This window comes from Microbacterium sp. NPDC089186, from assembly GCF_040685115.1.
Classification (GTDB): Bacteria; Actinomycetota; Actinomycetes; order Actinomycetales; family Microbacteriaceae; genus Microbacterium; species Microbacterium galbum.
Genome location: NZ_JBFBHJ010000002.1, coordinates 671,996 through 686,988, shown reverse-complemented (window position 1 = coordinate 686,988; position 14,993 = coordinate 671,996). Strand labels below are relative to the sequence as shown.

Here is a 14,993-nt window from a genome sequence, read left to right as displayed (position 1 = left end):
CGCCCCGCACTCCTCCGGGATGCGGGGCGTTCGTGCGTTCGGCGGCGACCCGCCCTCCCGGACGACGCCGCGCCGCGCCGCGCGCGGGCTCCCCGTCGGGCGTCGCTGCGAGCCGATGTCGGAGGTGCGACGTACCGTGGCTGCATGCGGATCCTGCACACCTCCGACTGGCATATCGGGCGCACCTTCCACGGGCACTCGACGCTCGACGCGCTGAGCGCGGTGCTGGCCGCGCTCGTCGAGCAGGTGCGCGAGAACGCCGTCGACCTGATCGTCGTGGCCGGAGACGTCTTCGACTCGGCCGCTCCGTCGGCCGCCTGCTACCCCGTGCTCACGCAGACGCTGGCCTCTCTGACCGAGACCGGGGCGAAGGTCGTGGTCACCAGCGGCAACCACGATTCGGCGGCGCGGCTGGGCTTCCAGTCCGCACTGCTGCGCGACGAGATCACGGTGATCACCGACCCCGCGACGGTGGGGACGCCGGTCACCCTCGTCGACGCCCACGGTCCGGTGCACGTCTACGGCATCCCGTACCTCGAGCCCGCCATCGTGCGCCATCTGTGGAAGGGCGTCGAGCTGCGCACTCAGGCGCAGACGATGGCGCACGCGTTCGGGCTCATCCGCGCCGACATGGCCGAGCGCGGCGGTCGTGCCGTGGTCGCCGCCCACTGCTTCGCCGCCGGGGTCGATTCCACGCCCGGCATCGAGCGCGAGATCCGCCAGGGCGGTCTCGACGTCGTCCCGCTGTCGACCTTCGACGGGCCCGACTACGTGGCACTGGGGCACATCCACGGTCGTCAGCAGTTGTCCGACCGGGTCCGGTATGCGGGGGCGCCGGTGCACTACAGCTTCGGCGAGGCGGGCAAGCTGCGAGGGTCCTGGCTCGTCGATCTCGACGCCGACGGCCTCGCCACGGTGTCGTGGCTCGCCCTGCCGGTCCCACGGCCTCTCGCGACCCTGCGGGGGTCGCTCGAAGAGCTGCTCACGGCCGACCGGTTCGCCGGTCACGACGAGCACTGGGTGCGCGCCGAATACACCGACGCCACTCCGCAGCCCGATCCGATGCGCCGGTTGCAGGCCCGCTTCCCATGGTGCGCGACCGTCGTGCACCTCCCCGAGAACATGAGGGACGACGACGCCGTGGGCTATGCCCGACGCGTGCGTGCGGCTCGCGACGACGGCGAGGTCATCGACGCCTTCCTCTCGCACGTTCGCGAAGGCGAGGCGGCGTCGGAGGCCGAACGCGCCCTCATCCGGGAGGTGCTCGACGCGCGTCGAGTCGCGGAGGCACGGTCGTGAAGCTGCACCGCCTCGAACTCGAGGGCTTCGGACCGTTCCTCGAGACGCAGACCGTCGATTTCGACGCCTTCGCCGCGGACGGCATCTTCCTCATCACCGGCCGCACGGGCGCGGGCAAGTCGAGTGTGCTCGACGGCGTCTGCTACGCCCTGTACGGGGGAGTCCCGCGATACGACGGCGCCGAGCGTCGGCTGCGCAGCGATCACTGCGCACCCGACGATCCGACGCGGGTGACGCTCGAGTTCAGCGCCGCCGGGCGACGCTGGCGCATCACGCGTTCGCCCGAGTTCGAGCGCCCCAAGCGCCGAGGCGGGGGAACGACCAAGGAGCCCCACCGGGCGCTGCTCGAGGTGTCGACCGACGAGGGGTGGACGGGCATCGCCGCGCGCCCCGTCGACGTGGCCGCGCAGCTCGACGAGATCCTCGGGCTCTCGCAGCAGCAGTTCCTTCAGGTCATCCTGCTCGCTCAGAACCGCTTCGCGCGATTCCTGCTCGCGAAGAACGACGAGCGGTTGGGCCTCCTGCGCACCCTGTTCGGCACCCGCACCTTCGAGCAGTACGCCACCGATCTCGACGACCGCCGCAAGCGCGCCCACGACGCGCTCGCGGCCGAGGGGGTGGAGGTGACCACGCTGCTCGACGAGGCCGAACGCCTGGCCGGAGAGCTCGATGCCGTCGACTCCGACCACGGTGGCGTCGACGCCGACCAGTCGGGGGATGCCGGCGCAGACGCCCACGCCGGTTCGCTGTCGAGCGTCGACCGGCTGGCCCGTATCGTGCGGTCCGTCGAACGCGCCGAGTACCGCGTCGAGACCCTCGCGCGCGAACGCGAGGCAGCCGATGCGCGCCTGGACGCCGCCCTGCTCGCGGAGCGGGATGCGACCGCGCTGCGGGAGCGTCAGGACGAGCGGCAACGGGTCCGCGAGCGGCTCGCCACTCTGGAGGGCGACGACGAACGCATCCGCGCGTTCCGCGCCGAAGCCGCCCTCGCGGCGGACGCGGAAGGCATTCGCAGCGCCCTCGAGAGCGGGGCGGCGACGGCCTCGACCGCGGCCGACGCGACCGATCGCGTGCGCGCCGCAGCCGACGCCGCGCGGGTGCTCGGCGAATCGGTCGGCAGCACCGACGACGACATCGCCCTCCTGCGTGCGCCGGGTGTCGAGCCCGACATGAGCACGCCTCCCGTCGAGTCGAGCGTCGCCGTCGACCTCGACGACGCGTTGGCCCGGCGCGCCGACGACCTCACCGCATCGCTGTCCCGCGGAGAGGCGGCGCTCGCCGCCGAGGGCGAGGCGCGCGTGGTCGACGCCGACATCGAGAGGATCCTCGCGCGTGTGTCGACGGCGGACGCGGAACGAGAGGCTCTCGTCGGCGGCCGCGCCGACCTCCCCGCGATGCTCGCGACGCTCGACGAGCGTCTGACCGAACTCGTCACGGGAGCCGCGCGTCGGGAGGCCGCGATCGTCGCGCGTGATGAAGTGCGTCGCCGCCTCGAGGCCTCTCGCGAAGCGGCCCGTCTGCTCGAGCACCGCGATCAGGCCGACCTCGCGTCGCTCGTCCGCTCCGACGCCCTCCAGCGAGCCGTCGAGGCGTGGACCACGCTCCTCCGGCGACGGCTCGACGGAGCCGCCGTCGAGCTCGCCCACGATCTCGTCGACGGCGAGCCGTGCGCCGTGTGTGGTTCGCGGGAGCATCCGCACCCCGCGCGGGGCGGCGCCGCACCGGTCTCCGACGATGAGCTGGCGTCCGCTGAGGAGCGCAAGAACCTCGCCGCCGAAGAAGACCGCCTCGCATCCGACGCGGCGCGGGTCGCGCGAGACGCCCATGCCCTGGCCGCGGCTCGGGCGGGCGGAGAAGACGTCCAGACGCTGACGGCCCGACTCGCGACAAGCGAGGAGGAGGTCGCTCAGGCGACCGCCGATGCGGAGGAGCACGAGCGGGTGCGGCTCGAGCGCGCGGCAGCGAGCGATCTCGGGGAGAAGATCGCCCGACGCCTCGACGAAGTGGGCGACGAGCTCGCCGAGGCCCGCCAGGAGCTCGCGCTCGCGAGGCAGCGAGCCGAAGACCTCCAACGGGTCGTGGCCGACGCGCGCGGGTCGTTCGACTCGGTCGCCGCGCACCAGCGCGACCTCCGGGCACGACGCGACGTGATCCGCGAGCTCCGTGACGCGCGCGCTGATCTGGCCCGGGCGCTCGAGGCGCAGGAGGCGGCCGACCGGGCCCTTTCTGCGCTGATCGCCGACAGCCCGTTCGCCGACGCGGCCTCCGTCGCGGCCGCGTTGCGTTCCGACATCGACCGACGTCGACTTGAGGGCGTGGTGGCCGAGTACACCGCGACCGTGACCTCCGCCCGGGAACGGCTCCTGGAGCTCGAGCTCCAGCTCGCCGGTGCCGATGACGAGCCGCTCGAGCTCGCCCCGTTCGTCGCCGAGGTCGCCTCCGCGCGAACGGCCGTGCAAGATGCGGCTGCGGCACACGCGGCAGCGCGGGCGCTGGCCGAGCGACTGCGGGCGCTCGCGGAGCGCGCCGATGCCGCTCACGCCTCGGTCGCCGCGCTGGTCGCGGAGCACGCGGTCATCGCGCGGTTGGCCGACACCGTCGCGGGACGCGCGCCGAACACGCGCCGCATGACCTTGGAGACCTTCGTCCTGGCGGCGGAGCTCGAAGAGATCGTGGCGGCCGCCAACGTCCGCCTCGATGACATGTCGTCCGGCCGTTACCGCCTGCAGCACACCGACGCGCTCGCGGCTCGAGGCGCCGCGAGCGGGCTCGGGCTCGAGATCATGGACGCGTTCACCGGGCAGTGCCGACCGCCGCAATCGCTGTCCGGGGGAGAGACCTTCCTGACCTCGCTCGCCCTCGCCCTGGGGCTCGCCGAGGTGGTCACCGCCCGGGCGGGCGGCATCCATCTCGACACGCTCTTCATCGACGAAGGGTTCGGTTCCCTCGACGACGACACGCTCGACCTCGCGATGCGCACCCTCGACGAGTTGCGACAGGGCGGACGCACGGTGGGCGTCATCAGCCACGTGGCCTCGATGAAGGATCAACTGCCGGCGCAGTTGCACGTGACGGCCACCCCGCGGGGCCCGAGCGTGATCCGGCACGACCACGCGGTGACGCCTGTCTGAGAGAGGGGGCAGCACGCCCGTCTAGGCTGATCGCATGCGCAAGAGCACCCTCTGGACCGTTCTCGGGGTCATCGCGGCCGTGATCATCGCCTGGGTCGTCGTGAACGTGCTGTTCTCGCTCATCGCCTTCGTCTTCCGCCTCGTCGCCGTCGCGATCGTCGCGCTCATCGTGTTCCTCGTGCTGCGTGCCGTCTTCGCGCGCCGCGACGTGGACTGACCGACGGAGCGCTGCGTCGGCGACCCGCTCCTGTGCCGCAACGGGGGCGACCGATACAGTGATGCGCCGGGCGCGCCCGTGCGCCATGTCGACGGGCGGTCGGCGATCGGTCCCGCAGGGGTGACGTTCCGCCGCGACAGCACCGGTCGGCGATGAGTCCCGCGCGCCGACGATCCGCTGCGTAGCGGTCGGTCGGGCCGACGCAAGCCCGTCCGTGGTGTCGGAGGTCGGGAGTAGCGTCCCCCTCGATGTCCGAGAAGTCGCCCGCCCCCGCAGAGACCGCCCACCCCGCCACCCGCGACATCGCGCTGTCGCCGAAGCATCGCTGGAGGGCCTACTGGGTCGCGGTCGCCGTGGCGGCGCTCACCATCCTCGACCTCACGAAGGTCAACGTCGCTCTTCCGTCGATCGAGGCAGCTCTGAACGCCGGCCCCACCGAGCTGCAGCTCGTCGTCTCGGGCTACATCCTCACCTTCGGGCTCGTCCTGGTGCCGGCGGGGCGTCTGGGCGACATTCGCTCGCGCCGCGTGCTCTTCCTCGTGGGCTTGTCGCTGTTCCTGGTCACGAGCCTGGCCTGCGCGCTCGCGCCGAACACCACGGTGCTGCTCGTCGCCCGTCTGCTGCAGGGCGTGGCCGCCGGCATCCAGATGCCGCAGGTGCTCGGGTTGGTGCAGCAGCTGTTCCAGGGCAAGGAGCGCGGGCGCGCCTTCGGTCTCTTCGGAGCCACGATCGGTATCGCCACCGCCTTCGGACCGACGCTCGGTGGTCTGCTCATCGCGCTGGGCGGCGACACCGACGGGTGGCGGCTGATCTTCTGGATCAACATCCCCCTGGTCGCCGTCGTCATCGCCCTCGCGGCGTGGCTGCTGCCGAACACGCGCGAGAAATCGCGGCGCCGCCTCGACCTCGACCCCGTCGGCGTCCTGCTGTTCGCGCTGACGATCCTGGCGCTCATGTGGCCGTTCCTGTTCACGACGGGCAGCCCCGACGACGACCCCAACCGGTGGTGGTTGCTCGTGGCATCCGTCGTCTTCGCCGCGGCCTTCGTCTTCTGGGAGCGCCGCTATGCGGATCGGGGGCGGATGCCGCTCATGCCGTTCTCGATCTTCTCGCTGTCGTCGTACCGCAACGGCGTGCTGATCTCGACCGCGTACTTCTCGGCTGTGCCGGCGATGTTCCTGCTCGGCACGCTCTTCCTGCAGGGCGGTCTGGGACTCGCGCCGGTCTTCGCCGGCATGGTCACGATCGGGTTCGCGGTCGCGTCGGCGGCGAGTTCATGGGTCGGCGGGAACCTCGTGACCCGGCTCGGACGTCCGCTCGTGGTGTGGGGCATCCTCGGCATGGTGGTGACCGCCGGCGGGCTCGTGCTCGTCGCCCTGTTCACCGCGCCCGAATGGACGCCGTGGGCGATGGCCGCCGTGATGGTGTTCGGCGGCTTCGCCGGGGGCCTGGTGATCTCCCCCAATCAGACCCTCACCCTGGCCGACATCCCCGTCCGCAGTGGGGGGGTCGCGGGATCCGTCGGTCAGCTCGGCCAGCGCATCGGCACGGCGGTGGGCACGGCGATCGCCCTCGCCCTCTTCTACGCCACGGTGTACCGCGAGCAGGGCAGCGTCGACGACACCGTCGTGCTGTACCACGACGCCTACGCGTCGGGAATGATCACCGTCGGCATCTTCCTCGGGCTGGCGCTCATCGTCGGCGTGGCAGACCTCGCCGGCCGCGCGCGGTCGGGGTCTCAGACGCCCTGAGCCGCGGCCTCTGCGGTCACGGGTCAGACGCCGTAGCGGGAGCGGATCTCCGCACGCAGGTCGTGACTGCAGCGCTCGACCACGTCATCCCACAGTTCGGTCGCGCCGTCCTGCGCGCGGTCGGACACGGCGCGCAGGATGCGGATGGGCACACCGAACTGCTGGGCGACCCAGATCAGCGCGTACGACTCCATGTCGACCAGCCTCGCCCCCAGCTCGCGGATGAGCCGCACGGTGTCGGCGTCGTCGACGAAGTGGTCGCCCGTGGCGATGACGAGGCCCTCGTGGCCCGTTTCGACCCGCGTCGGCAGCGAGACGTGCTCGCCGAAGGTGCCGTCCAGCCCTTTCACGTCGTGCTGGATCGCGCCGGCGAGGTCGTAGATCCCGCCCTCGACCTCGTCGTCGATCGCGCCGGCCGTTCCGACGACCACGATCTCCTCGTACTCGCCCGTCGACAGCGCACGCGTCAACGCGTACGCGGCCGGGATCTTGCCCACTCCGGTGAGCAGGCGTTCGAAGCCGGGGAGATCGTCCTCGAAGGCGACGAGTTCGGATGCGTGGGCGGCGACCAGGAGTTTCACCCTCTCATTCTCGCCGGAATCGGCGGAGGAGAACGGATGCCGAGAACAGGGGCCGAGCGTGCCCGTGTCCCGCCGAGCGGAACACGGGCACGAACTCAGCTCTGGGCCGCGTCCGACGCGTCCGTGAGGCGCGAGATCTCATCCGGGGTCAGCTCCAGGGAGGCGCTGGCCAGCAGGTCGGCGACCTGCGAGACCTTCGACGCGCTCGCGATGGGGGCGGCGACCGTCGGCTGCGCGCGCAGCCACGCGAGGGCCGTCGACGCGATCGACGCCTCGTGGGCACGACCCACCTCATCGAGGGCGTCGATCAGGGCGAGTCCGGCCGGGGTGGCCAGCTTCGCGGCGCCCTCTGCCCGGGGCGAGTCGCCCGCGGCATCCGCGCTGCGGTACTTGCCCGTGAGGAAGCCGCTGGCCAGGGCGTAGTACGGCACGAGCGACATGCCGTACTGCTCGGCGACGGGGACGATGTCGCGCTCGACCTCGGTGCGGTGCACGAGGTTGTAGTGCGGCTGCACGGCGACGGGGAGGTCGGCGCCGGCGGCCTCGGCGAGCGAGATCCACTCGCGGATCCGGGCGGCGGAGTAGTTCGACACGGCGACGTAGCGCACCAAACCGTCGGTGACCAGGTCGGCGAAGGCTGCGACGGTCTCCTCGAGGGGCGTCTGCTCGTCGTCGAAGTGCGCGTAGTACAGGTCGATGGTGTCGACACCGAGGCGACCGAGCGAGGCCTCTGCGGCAGCGCGCACGTTCTTGGCGGACAGGCCGCGGAAATCGGGGTGCTGGCTGACCTTCGTCGCCACCACGACGTTCTCCGGCTTGCGCGAGGCCAGCCACTCGCCGATCAGCGTCTCGCTCTCGCCACCCGCGTTGCCCGGAACCCAGGCGCTGTAAGCGTCGGCGGTGTCGATGAAGTTGCCTCCACCGGCGTGGAACGCGTCGAGCACCTCGAACGAGGTGTCGCGGTCGGCGGTCCATCCGAAGACGTTGCCGCCGAGCGAGAGGGGGAGGATGTCGAGGTCGCTGCGTCCGATGCGCGTCATGATGCCCTTTCTGCAGAGGTCGAGTGACCTCGAGGACAACCGCGCGCTGTCGTGGGCATTCCCGGGACGCGCGCTCGCGCGTGTCTCGGGTCCACGCGCTCGCGTGTCTCGGCCTCGCGCCGGCGCGCGTTCCGCCGCGCGCGTTCTCATCGCGCGCGCGTGATCGCGCAACTCTCGCGGGCGTCCCCGCGGCGCGCCGGGTCAGCTTCCGCCGGACAGGATGCCGATGAGTCCGCTGACGAGCAGCCACAGGCCGATGCCGGCTCCGGCGATCCAGATCACGACCGTCCCGGCGGGGTACTTCTTCTTGCCGTCGCCGGCAGGGCCCTCGGGCGCGCTCACGAGCGCACCATCATGACGATCGAGACGACGAGCACGGCGAGACCTCCGATGACGGCGATGGCGGCGATGATCGGCCCGCCCCCGGTGAGGAACGCGGCCACGCCGAGGGCGAGGAACAGCACGGCCAGGACGATGCCGACGATCTGATACACCCGGTACCGCCGGCTGACGTTCGACGTCTTCTGATCGCTCACGCTGTCCCCCTTCCCCCCAGGCTACCGAAAAGCTGTGGTTCTCCTGAGCCGATCGGGCCCACCCCCGTCCGTCCCGGCGTAGCGTATGCGCATGGCGCGTCCCGTTCCCGATCCCGTCCGCCCCGGCCAGGAGTCCGTGTGGGACTACCCGCGGCCGCCCCGCGTCGAACGGGTGAGGAAGCGCGCGCAGATCGACTTCGGCGGCGTGCGCATCGTCGACACCGACGACGTGGTGCGCGTGCTGGAGACCAGCCACCCTCCGGTCTACTACCTGCCCATCGCGGCTTTCGGCGACGCGCTGACGCTCGGTGAGGGAGCGTCGTTCTGCGAGTTCAAGGGCGGTGCGCGCTACTTCGACGTCCACGGCGGCGGGGGAGCGGTCGCCGTGCGCGCGGCCTGGAACTACCCGCATCCGATGCCCGGGTACGAGATCCTCGACGATCGCGTCGCCGTCTACGCCGGGGAGATGGACCGGTGCGTCCTCGGAGGGGAGGTCGTCGAGCCGCAGCCGGGCGGGTTCTACGGCGGCTGGGTGACGAGCGACCTCGCCGGCCCGTTCAAGGGCGTGCCGGGATCGATGGGCTGGTAGCCCGGCTCCTCGTCCGTCGCGCCGTCAGTCGTGCGTGAAAGCCTGCGGCACGGCCGCGTGCAGATCGGCCAGCCACGCGCGGGCGTTGCCGTCGGACGGGGCGCGCCAGTCTCCGCGCGGCGACAGCGATCCCGCGGGCGAGACCTTCGGCCCGTTCGGGATGGCTGTGCGCTTGAACTGCGCGAACCCGAAGAAGCGGGAGAGGAAGACCTCGAGCCACTTCGCCACGGTGACGAGGTCGTACGACGGCCGCTCGCCTTCGGGGTAGCCGGGCGGCCAGGCTCCGGCATCCGGATCCGACCAGGCGTGCGCCGCGAGGAAGGCGATCTTCGAGGGTCGGAACCCGAAGCGCAGCACGTGGTAGAGCGTGAAGTCGTGCAGGTTGTACGGGCCGATGCGGTCTTCGGTCGACTGCATGCGTCCGTCTTGACCCGCGGGGACGAGCTCGGGACTGATCTCGGTGTCGAGCACCGCCTGCAGCACGGTGACCGTCTCGGGGCTCAGCTCGCCCGAGCCGATGACCCAGCGGATGACGTGCTGGATGAGCGTCTTCGGCACGCCCGGGTTCACCGAGTAGTGGCTCATCTGGTCGCCGACGCCGTAGGTCGACCATCCGAGCGCGATCTCGGAGAGGTCGCCGGTGCCCACGACGATGCCGCCGTTCATGTTGGCGAGGCGGAAGAGGTAGTCGGTGCGCAGGCCGGCCTGCACGTTCTCGAAAGTCACGTCGTGCACCGGTTCGCCCGCGGCGAAGGGGTGGCCCATGCGGGAGAGCATCTCGGATGCCGCGGGACGGATGTCGATCTCCTCGATCGTCGCTCCGACAGCCTCGGCGAGGGCGATCGCGTTCCTCTTCGTCTTGTCGCTGGTCGCGAATCCCGGGAGGGTGTACGCGAGGATGTCGCTGCGCGGGCGCCCCATACGGTCCATGGCACGGGCGATGACGAGCAGGGCGTGGGTGGAATCCAGTCCACCGCTCACTCCGAGCACGGGACGGGGCCGGCCGATCGCCTCGAGACGCTGAACCAGGCCCGACACCTGGATGTTGAACGCCTCGTAGCAGTCCTGGGCGAGGCGGTCGGGGTCGTCGGGGACGAACGGGAAACGGTCGAGCGCGCGCCGCAGCCCGACGTCGGTCGCGGGCGGCGCCAGCTCGAACGAGACCGTGCGGAACACCGGGTTGACGGTGCGCCGATTGTCGTCGAAGGTTCCCTGCCGCAGGCGGTCCTGGCGGAGGCGGTCGAGGTCCACGTCGGCGACGCTGCGACGGGGACCGTCGGGGAAGCGTTCGGTCGTGGCCAGCAGCTGCCCGCCCTCGTGGATCATCGTCTGGCCGTCCCACGACACGTCGTTCGTCGACTCGCCCTGCCCCGCCGCCGCGTAGACGTAGGCGGCGAGACAGCGCAGCGACTGCGACTGGGACAGGAGCGTGCGATCGTCGGCCCGGCCGATCGTGATGGGGCTGCCGGAGAGGTTGGCGAGCACCGTCGCCCCGGCCAGAGCCGCACCCGATGACGGGGGTACGGGGACCCAGACGTCTTCGCACACCTCGGCGTGCAGGATGAGGCCCGGCACGTCGACCGCCTCGAAGAGGAGGTCGGGGCCGAACGGGGCGCTGCGGCCGGCCACCGTGATGACCTGACCCGCTTGATCGTCGCCCCGGGCGTACCAGCGGTGCTCGTAGAACTCGCGGTAGGTCGGCAGGTACGCCTTCGGGGCCACCCCGAGCACGCGCCCGCGGTGGACCACCACGGCGCAGTTGAAGAGGCGGTTTCCGTGGCGCAGTGGTGCCCCGACCAGCAGCACCGGAAGGAGGTCGGCCGAGGCGGTGATCAGCCGGTCGAGGGCCGCCTCGACGGCGTCGAGCAGCGGATCCTGCATGACGAGGTCGTCGATTGCGTATCCGGTGAGGCAGAGCTCGGGGAAGACGGCGACGGCGACGCCTTCGTCGTGACAGGCGCGAGCGGACGTCAGTACGGCGTCGACGTTGGTGGCGGGGTCCGCCACCGCGACGGGGACGGTGCAGGCGGCGACGCGCGCGAACCCGTGCCGGTAGACGCTCTCGAACGGCAGATCGGTGATCACCGGACCAGTCTGTCAGGCCCGTCCGACAGCGCGACGGCGGATGTGCGCGACGGTCACCCTGTGGATGCCGTGAACCCGATGTCGGAGGTCGCGATTAGCGTGGAACACCATGCGGTACATCGAGCAGGACGATCGGGTCGTGTGGAGCGCCAGCGACCTCAAGGCGGCGGCGGAATGCGAGTTCGCCTGGCTCCGAGCGATCGACGCGAAGCTCGGACGGGTCGCCCCCGTCGACGATCCCGAAGACGCCACCCTGGAGCGTGCCGCTCGTCTCGGCACCGCCCACGAGCTGCGCGTCCTCGACGACTACCGCGCGCGGTTCGGCGACGCGGTACGTGAGATCCCCGCCGCCCGTTCGTCCGACGCCGAGGCCCTCGCCGAGGCGGTGCGCCTCACCGACGACGCCCTCGCCGATCCCGCCGTCGAGGTCGTCTATCAGGCCGCGTTCTCGACGGCCGAGTTCGTCGGCTTCGCCGACTTCCTCGTGCGCGCCGACGAAGCGGATGCCGACGGCATCCGTCCCTGGATCGTGCAAGACACGAAGCTCGCACGTCGGGCGCGTGTCACCGCGCTCATGCAGCTCGCGGCCTACGTCGACCAGCTCGATCGGCTCGGCGTACGGAGGTCCGATGACGTGCAGCTGCTCCTCGGCGACGGCACGACCAGCACGCATCGGGTCGACGACCTGTTGCCGGTCTTCGCGTTGCGCCGTGCGCGTCTGCGCGCCCTGATCGCCGATCGCGATGTCGCGCGAGGGGCCGCGGGCGAGGCGATCGCCTGGGGCGACGGTCGGGGTGCCCTCGACGTCGTGGCGTGCGGCCGCTGCGCGACCTGCGAACTCGAGGTGGTCGCGCACCGCGACCTGCTGCTCGTGGCGGGCATGCGACCGGTGCAGCGCGAGCGGCTTCGCGCCGCCGGCATTCGAACGATCGACGAGCTGGCCGCAGGCGCGCAGGCTCCGACCTCGATGAGCGCCGACACGTTCGCCTCGCTGCGGACACAGGCGCGACTGCAGCTCGAGAGCCCCGCGGGCGTGCCCAGCGCCGAGGTCCCCGCCTACGCCGTACCGACGTTCGAGGTCGTCGCGCCCAAATCGCTCGGCGTGCTGCCCCGGCCCGATCACGGCGACCTGTTCTTCGACTTCGAGGGCGACCCGCTCTACACCGAGGGCACCGGCGAGCATTGGGGCATCGACTACCTCTTCGGCTGGGTCGACAGCCGAGAGACCTACGGCGCCCTGTGGGCGCACACGTTCGCCGAGGAACGCGCCGCCCTCGAACGGTTCCTCGACATGGTCGCTCTGCGTCGTCAGCAGTACCCGGGGATGCACATCTACCACTACGCCCCCTACGAGCCGACGCATCTGCTCACCATGGCGGCCCGCTACGGCGTGCGCGAGGCCGACGTCGACCGGCTCCTGCGCGACGGGGTGTTCGTCGACCTCTACCCGGTGGTCCGGCGCGCCTTGCGCGTGGGGTCGCGGTCCTACTCCATCAAGAAGCTCGAACCGCTCTACATGGGCGACGAGGTGCGCACGAGCGACGTCCAGCGCGGCGACGACTCCATCGTCAAGTACGTCGAGGCGCGGGCCCTGGCCGCCGACGGCGACGCCGCGGGCGCCCGACGCGTGCTCGACGACCTCGCCGACTACAACCGCTACGACTGCGTCTCCACCCGGCGCCTGCGCGACTGGCTGGTCGATCGGGCGCGCGAGTCGGGAGCCGTCCCCTCGCGCAGTGCCGAGCCCGACGAGCAGGCGTACGAGCCGTCGCCGCGCGCGACGGCGCTGCAGAGGTGGGCCGCCGATGCCGCGGAGCCCGACGCCACAGCCCTGCGGCTCGCAGCCGCCGCGATCGACTACTACCCGCGAGAAGAGAAGACCTACTGGGCCACGCACTTCCTGCGCCTGCGCGAGCCGCTGTCGGTGTGGGAGGAGACGCGCGACGTGATCGTCGTCGACGCGGCGCGCTCCCGGGTGCGGACCGACTGGCACATCTCCGAATCGGGACGCGGGTCCGAGCGGCGTCTGGTCGAGCTGCGCGGCGAGCTGGCTCCCGGTACCCGGGTGAGCCCGGATGCCGAACCCTTCGCCGTCTACGACCTCCCCGCGCCGTTCCCCCTCGAGACGCGCCCCCGCTGGATCCACGGTGCGCGCCGCGTGACGGTGCGCGAGGTGCTTGACGACGGCGTGGTGATCGAGGAGATCGCGGCCGACGGTGTCACCTGGGACGATCTGCCGCTCGCCCTCACTCCTCCCGCCCCGCCGCGGGCCGGCAACCAGCAGAAGGCGATCGACGCGTGGGCCGATGCGGTGCTCGCTGCCGCGCCGAGTATCCCCGACGGCCCCGCGGCCGACATCCTGCGCCGCATCCCCCCGCGCACCCGGTCCGGCGCACTCGCCCCCGTGACCGCCACCGCGGGCGGTGCCGGCGACGACGAGGTCGCGGCGATCGCCCGCAGCGTCGCCGACCTCGACCACAGCTACCTCGCGGTGCAGGGACCCCCGGGCACCGGCAAGACGTACGTCGGGTCGCACGTCATCGCGCGGCTGGTGGCCGAGCGCGGCTTCCGTGTGGGCGTGGTGGCGCAGTCTCACGCCACCATCGAGCACATGCTCGACCGGGTCATCGCGGCGGGTGTGCCGGCGTCCCGGGTCGGCAAGGCGCCGAAAGACCCCGGCGCCGCGCACGCGTTCACGGTGCTGCCCAAGAACGGCGTCGCGGCCTTCACCGGCGAGAACGCGGCGCACGGATTCGTCGTGGGCGGCACCGCCTGGGACTTCAGTCACGAGGCGCGCATTCCCCGCGGCAGCCTCGACCTCCTCGTCATCGATGAAGCGGGTCAGTTCTCGCTGGCTTCGACCATCGCCGTCTCCCTCGCCGCGACCCGTCTGCTCCTTCTCGGCGATCCGCAGCAGCTCCCGCAGGTCAGCCAGGGCACGCACCCCGAGCCCGTCGACACGTCGGCGCTGGGGTGGATCATCGACGGGGCCGAGGTCGTGCCCCCCGAACTGGGGTACTTCCTCGCGCGCACCCGCCGTATGCACCCCGCGGTCGCGGAGCCGGTGTCGCGCCTGTCGTACGAGGGTCGCCTCGCGGCGCACCCGTCCACGGCGCTCCGGCAGCTCGACGGCATCGCCCCGGGCGTGCACGTGCGTCCGGTGCCGCACCGGGGCAACGCCACGGCATCGCCGGAGGAAGCCGACGAGGTCGTGCGCACTGTCGCCGACCTGGTCGGTCGCGAGTGGACGGGGGCCGAGGGCGGGGCCGGAGATTCCGCGACGGTGGAGCCTCCTCGTGCACTGCGCGCCGACGACATCATCGTCATCACCCCGTACAACGCGCAGCAGGTCGCCGTCGAGGAAGCGCTGGCCGCGGCGGGCTACGGCGACGTCCCCGTCGGGACGGTCGACAGGTTCCAAGGGAAGGAGGCGGTGGTCGCGATCCTCACCCTGGCGGCGTCATCGGGCCGGGACGCCCCGCGCGGGCTCGAGTTCCTGCTACTGCGCAACCGCATCAACGTCGCCATCTCGCGCGCGATGCAGGCGGCGTACGTCATCTCGTCGCCTGCTCTGCTCGACGACCTGCCCCGCACGCCCGAGGGCGTCGCACGCCTCAGCGCGTTCGCGCGTCTGATCGGCGCCGACGCCTGACGTCGACGGGCGGCGTCGGGCCGTGGGGTACCGACGGCAGCCCGCCGCAGTGCGTTCGCGCGTCTGGTGGGCGCCGACGCCTGACGTCGAGGGGCGGCGTCGGGCGGTGGGG

At 71.8% G+C, this 14,993-nt stretch carries 11 protein-coding genes; 6 read left to right on the top strand and 5 right to left on the bottom strand.

The window, feature by feature from the left end; all coding sequences use genetic code 11:
• Nucleotides 1-144: 144 nt before the first annotated feature.
• The 4 genes from AB0N82_RS09580 (at nt 145) to AB0N82_RS09565 (ending at nt 6,398) form a co-directional block, all read left to right on the top strand.
• The gene (locus AB0N82_RS09580; RefSeq protein ID WP_363390871.1) at nt 145-1,299 is read left to right on the top strand and encodes an exonuclease SbcCD subunit D; all 1,155 of its coding nucleotides are present in this window, start codon (nt 145-147) and stop codon (nt 1,297-1,299) included.
• Nucleotides 1,296-4,430 carry an SMC family ATPase gene (locus tag AB0N82_RS09575; protein ID WP_363390868.1) on the top strand — a complete coding sequence of 1,045 codons (3,135 nt, stop codon included), beginning with the start codon at nt 1,296-1,298 and terminating at the stop codon, nt 4,428-4,430. The genes AB0N82_RS09580 and AB0N82_RS09575 overlap by 4 nt, the downstream gene beginning before the upstream one ends.
• A gap of 34 nt (nt 4,431-4,464) precedes the next feature.
• Entirely contained in the window at nt 4,465-4,647 is a 183-nt protein-coding gene (locus tag AB0N82_RS09570; RefSeq protein ID WP_315995144.1) for a hypothetical protein, read from the top strand.
• Nucleotides 4,648-4,895: 248 nt separating this feature from the next.
• Nucleotides 4,896-6,398 (top strand): MFS transporter, encoded by a 1,503-nt coding sequence (locus AB0N82_RS09565; RefSeq protein ID WP_315995143.1) that lies wholly within the window; start codon nt 4,896-4,898, stop codon nt 6,396-6,398.
• Nucleotides 6,399-6,421: 23 nt separating this feature from the next.
• On the opposite strand, the gene AB0N82_RS09560 is transcribed toward AB0N82_RS09565, so the two are convergent.
• From AB0N82_RS09560 to AB0N82_RS09545, 4 genes are all read right to left on the bottom strand, one after another.
• A complete protein-coding gene (locus AB0N82_RS09560; protein WP_363390864.1) occupies nt 6,422-6,979 on the bottom strand; it encodes a nucleoside phosphorylase in 558 nt (185 codons plus the stop codon).
• Nucleotides 6,980-7,074: 95 nt separating this feature from the next.
• Nucleotides 7,075-8,019, bottom strand: a complete 945-nt coding sequence (locus AB0N82_RS09555; protein ID WP_363390861.1) for an aldo/keto reductase — start codon at nt 8,017-8,019, stop codon at nt 7,075-7,077.
• A 201-nt stretch (nt 8,020-8,220) separates the two neighbouring features.
• On the bottom strand, nt 8,221-8,361 hold the full coding sequence (locus tag AB0N82_RS09550) for a hypothetical protein (RefSeq protein ID WP_167494236.1): 141 nt from the start codon (nt 8,359-8,361) through the stop codon (nt 8,221-8,223).
• Entirely contained in the window at nt 8,358-8,555 is a 198-nt protein-coding gene (locus tag AB0N82_RS09545) for a hypothetical protein (RefSeq protein WP_315995140.1), read from the bottom strand. The genes AB0N82_RS09550 and AB0N82_RS09545 overlap by 4 nt, the downstream gene beginning before the upstream one ends.
• A gap of 91 nt (nt 8,556-8,646) precedes the next feature.
• Between AB0N82_RS09545 and AB0N82_RS09540 the strand changes: the two genes are divergently transcribed.
• Nucleotides 8,647-9,144, top strand: coding sequence for a DUF427 domain-containing protein (locus tag AB0N82_RS09540; RefSeq protein WP_363390858.1), 498 nt, complete (start codon nt 8,647-8,649; stop codon nt 9,142-9,144).
• 24 nt (nt 9,145-9,168) lie between these two features.
• Here the strand turns inward: AB0N82_RS09540 and AB0N82_RS09535 are convergent, their stop codons facing one another.
• Nucleotides 9,169-11,229 carry an NAD(+) synthase gene (locus AB0N82_RS09535; protein WP_363390855.1) on the bottom strand — a complete coding sequence of 687 codons (2,061 nt, stop codon included), beginning with the start codon at nt 11,227-11,229 and terminating at the stop codon, nt 9,169-9,171.
• 109 nt (nt 11,230-11,338) lie between these two features.
• Between AB0N82_RS09535 and AB0N82_RS09530 the strand changes: the two genes are divergently transcribed.
• Nucleotides 11,339-14,881, top strand: coding sequence for a TM0106 family RecB-like putative nuclease (locus tag AB0N82_RS09530; RefSeq protein ID WP_363390852.1), 3,543 nt, complete (start codon nt 11,339-11,341; stop codon nt 14,879-14,881).
• Nucleotides 14,882-14,993: the final 112 nt, after the last annotated feature.

What these genes read in the sequence shown, in the direction of transcription:
- AB0N82_RS09580 (WP_363390871.1), top strand. Translation starts at nt 145, where the DNA reads ATGCGGATCCTGCACACCTCCGACTGGCATATCGGGCGCACCTTCCAC.
- AB0N82_RS09570 (WP_315995144.1), top strand. Translation starts at nt 4,465, where the DNA reads ATGCGCAAGAGCACCCTCTGGACCGTTCTCGGGGTCATCGCGGCCGTG.
- AB0N82_RS09565 (WP_315995143.1), top strand. Translation starts at nt 4,896, where the DNA reads ATGTCCGAGAAGTCGCCCGCCCCCGCAGAGACCGCCCACCCCGCCACC.
- AB0N82_RS09555 (WP_363390861.1), bottom strand. Translation starts at nt 8,019, where the DNA reads ATGACGCGCATCGGACGCAGCGACCTCGACATCCTCCCCCTCTCGCTC.
- AB0N82_RS09540 (WP_363390858.1), top strand. Translation starts at nt 8,647, where the DNA reads ATGGCGCGTCCCGTTCCCGATCCCGTCCGCCCCGGCCAGGAGTCCGTG.
- AB0N82_RS09530 (WP_363390852.1), top strand. Translation starts at nt 11,339, where the DNA reads ATGCGGTACATCGAGCAGGACGATCGGGTCGTGTGGAGCGCCAGCGAC.